Here is a 3,724-nt window from a genome sequence, read left to right on the forward strand (position 1 = left end):
GGATCTGCAGGTCCGGCAGCGGCAGACCGAGTCGGTCGAACTCGAGCTCACCGATCCAGCGGATCACCTCCGCCTCCCGCCCGGGTCCGAGCCGGGCCGCCGTGTAGGCGGCGTTGGAGGCCACGTACCGGTCGAGCAGGACCACGTCGTGGGAGGCGGCCAGTTCGCGGAGCTCGGCGAGGGCCGCGTGTCGGTCCAGGGCGAACAGCAACGCCATCGCGTGCGGGGAGTCGGCCGTACCGGCCTGGCCGCCGTGCAGGGCGTCGGCGGCCAGGTCGGCGTGCAGGGTCCCGTACCGGGGGAACGCCAGACGCCCGACCGACACACCCCGGTCGGCGAGCTCACCGACCAGGGCGGTCGTCAGGGTGTTCTTGCCCGCGCCGTCGAGCCCCTCGACGACGACCAGACGCGCGACCACGGGATCGGATCAGTACCGGTAGTGGTCGGGCTTGTACGGGCCCTCGACGTCCACTCCGATGTACTCGGCCTGGTCCTTGGCCAGCGTGGTGAGCGATCCACCGAGTGCCTCGACGTGCAGGCGCGCGACCTTCTCGTCGAGGATCTTGGGCAGCAGGTGGACGCCGATCGGGTACTGGTCGGCCTTGCTGAACAGCTCGATCTGGGCGATCACCTGGTCGGAGAAGCTGTTGGACATCACGAACGACGGGTGGCCGGTGGCGTTGCCGAGGTTGAGCAGACGCCCCTCCGACAGCACGATGATCGAGCGGCCGTCGGAGTCGAAGACGAACTCGTCGACCTGCGGCTTGATATTGATGCGGGTGACGTCCGCCGCGGACTCCAGTCCGGCCATGTCGATCTCGTTGTCGAAGTGGCCGATGTTGCCCAGGATCGCCTTGTTCTTCATCCGCTTCATGTGGTCGAAGGTGATGATGTCCTTGTTGCCGGTGGCCGTGATGATGATGTCGGCCGCCTCGATGGCCTCGTCCACGGTCACCACGTCGAAGCCGTCCATGAGGGCCTGCAGCGCGTTGATCGGGTCGATCTCGGTGACCTGGACGCGCGCGCCCTGGCCGGCGAGGGCCTCGGCGCACCCCTTGCCCACGTCGCCGTAACCGCACACCAGGGCCTTCTTGCCGCCGATGAGGGCGTCGGTGCCGCGGTTGATGCCGTCCAGCAACGAGTGGCGGGTGCCGTACTTGTTGTCGAACTTGCTCTTGGTGACCGCGTCGTTGACGTTGATCGCCGGGAACGGCAGCACACCCTCGGCGTGGAAGTGGTACAGGCGGTGCACGCCGGTGGTGGTCTCCTCGGTGACGCCCTGGACCGACTCGGCGATGGCCGTGTACTTGCCCGGGTGGGCCGACACGGACTCGCGCAGCAGCGCGTGGAAGACCTTCTCCTCCGCCGACCAGGCGGAGTCGTCCGACGGCACGGCCCCGGCCTGCTCGAACTCCTTGCCCTTGATCACGAGCATGGTGGCGTCGCCACCGTCGTCGAGGATCATGTTGGGATCGGTGCCGGGCCAGGTCATGATCTGCTCCGTGCACCACCAGTACTCGGCGAGCGTCTCGCCCTTCCACGCGAACACCGGCACGCCGGACGGGGCCTCGGGCGTGCCCTCCGGGCCCACGACGACGGCGGCGGCCGCCTCGTCCTGCGTGGAGAAGATGTTGCACGAGGCCCACCGGACCTCCGCGCCCAGCGCGGTCAGCGTCTCGATCAACACGGCGGTCTGCACCGTCATGTGGATGGATCCGGCGATCCGGGCCCCCGCCAGCGGCTGCTCCGCCCCGTACTCCTCACGCAGCGCCATGAGGCCGGGCATCTCGTGCTCGGCCAGACGGATCTGCTTGCGGCCCGCCTCCGCCAGCGACAGATCCGCCACCTTGAACTCGACACCGTTGACGGACTGCACGTGCAGATCAGCGGACATGTGTGCGACCAGCTCCTCGTAGTTCGGAAAAGACTTCCGCACCACACTAGCGGGGAGCTCTACCGCTACGCCGTCCCCGTCTCCGGACCGCCGACCCGGGTGCGGAAGACGGTGGCCCCGTCGGCGCCCTCCAGCTCCACCACCGGCGTCGAGGCGGGGACCCACACCGCGTGGCCGGGCCCCAGCGTCTCCGTGGTCCCGTTCTCCGACACGCACACCCGGCCGGAGGTACACAACAGGACCTCCGGGCCGTCGGTCCGGTAGGTGACGGGGCCGGTGCCGGCGGGGAGCACGATGCGCGAGAGCGCGAAGTCGGGCTCGGGCGTGGGGTAGTCCACCTCCCCGGGGATCCCGCGATCGGCGGGGACCGGCCGCACCGTGGGGTCCGCGAGCGGGTCGAACGCGAGCACCCGCATCAGCTCCGGGACGTCGACGTGCTTGGGTGTCAGGCCCCCGCGCAGGACGTTGTCCGAGTTGGCCATGACCTCCACCCCGACTCCGCGGAGATAGGCGTGGAGCTGACCGGGGCCCAGGTACACGGCCTGCCCCGGCCGGAGCACCACCCTGTTGAGCAGCAGGGCACCCAGGACACCGGGATCCGTGGGGTACCGCTCGGCGAGCTCGACCACGGTCGTGGCCTCGTTCGACCACGCGCCGGAGACACCCTCCGCGGTGAGGTACCCCACGGCGCCGGTGACCAGGTCCGCCACCACCGTCTCCAACGCCATGTGCGGCATCGTCACGAAGGTGGTGAACACCGCACGGAGGCCCTCCGCGTCCGGCTGGCCGTCCAGCATGTCGCGGTAGGGGCGCAGGGCCGGCACGTCGAGGGCGTCGAACAACGCCACGGTCCGGGGCACGGGGCGGAATCCCACCAGCGCGTGGAACTCGGTCAGGGCCACCAGGATCTCGGGCTTGTGGTTGGTGTCGCGGTAGTTGCGATCCGGGGCGTGGACGGCGATCCCCCGCGCGTCCTCGGCGGCGAAACCCTCCCTCGCCCTCTCCGGGGACGGGTGCGCCTGCAGGGAGAGCGCCTGCTCGGCGGACAGGAGCTTGACCAGGAACGGCAGTCCGCCCCCGTGTTCCGCGGCCACCCGCGCCCCGAGCTCTCCCTCGGGGTCGGCGGCGATCCGCGCGTCCAACCCCCGCCCGTCGGCGCAGAGCGACGAGCCGGAGTCGTGGGCGCCGAACCAGTGCTCGGCCACCGGGTGCGGTGCCGGGGAGTGGGTTCCGCACAACTCGGGGAGCGCCGTCCGCGAGCCCCATGCGTACGCCTGGACGACCGGGGTGAGAGCGACCACGGTTCTAGAGCCCCCCCACCAGCAGGTACGCGGCGGAGAGTTCGGTCCGTGCCATGAGCGCGGCCACCTTTCCGCTCAACGGGGCCGGTGTGGCACCGACCGTGTCCCGACCACGATCGGAGATCCACTCGACGTCCGCGAGCGGGCCCGCGGCCAGGCGGACGAATTCCTCGTCCGCGCTGAGCACCATACCGAGGTGCCGGATGGTCCTGTCCTCGCGTTCACCGTCGAGCTGGTCGTCGTGGAACAGACTCGCGAGGGGGTCCACGGCGGGCAGCCCTCGGGCGCGCTCGGCCTGCGACCGGACGGCGTCGGTGACGGAGGAGGTCGCCGTGACCCGGCCGGCGTCGCAGAACGCGGCCACCGCCCTGTCGCAGTAGGCCGCGGACAACGGATCCGAGTGGATCCAGACGAGCGGGTCCGAACCGGCGACCGCGGTGGCGAGGAGCTTGGCCGGGTTGACGGGGGTGGCGAGATCGGGCCCCAGGCCCTCGAGTTCGACGTCGACGGCGTCCGCGGCCACGCCGAC

The 3,724-nt window shown here is 70.7% G+C and carries 3 protein-coding genes and 1 pseudogene; all 4 read right to left on the bottom strand.

The window, feature by feature from the left end:
• Positions 1-418: AAA family ATPase (locus G6021_RS07850; RefSeq protein ID WP_182641010.1), on the bottom strand; the 418-nt coding region annotated here is incomplete at its 3' end.
• 9 nt (positions 419-427) lie between these two features.
• Positions 428-1,894, bottom strand: a complete 1,467-nt coding sequence (gene ahcY / locus G6021_RS07855; protein ID WP_182641011.1) for an adenosylhomocysteinase — start codon at positions 1,892-1,894, stop codon at positions 428-430.
• Between the two features lie 65 nt (positions 1,895-1,959).
• The gene (manA, locus tag G6021_RS07860) at positions 1,960-3,195 is read right to left on the bottom strand and encodes a mannose-6-phosphate isomerase, class I (RefSeq protein WP_179524776.1); all 1,236 of its coding nucleotides are present in this window, start codon (positions 3,193-3,195) and stop codon (positions 1,960-1,962) included.
• Positions 3,196-3,199: 4 nt separating this feature from the next.
• Positions 3,200-3,724, bottom strand: a pseudogene (locus G6021_RS07865) (hypothetical protein); the annotation flags it as partial.

Origin of the sequence: Dietzia sp. CW19 (assembly GCF_014145265.1) — a bacterium.
Taxonomy (GTDB): Bacteria; Actinomycetota; Actinomycetes; order Mycobacteriales; family Mycobacteriaceae; genus Dietzia; species Dietzia natronolimnaea.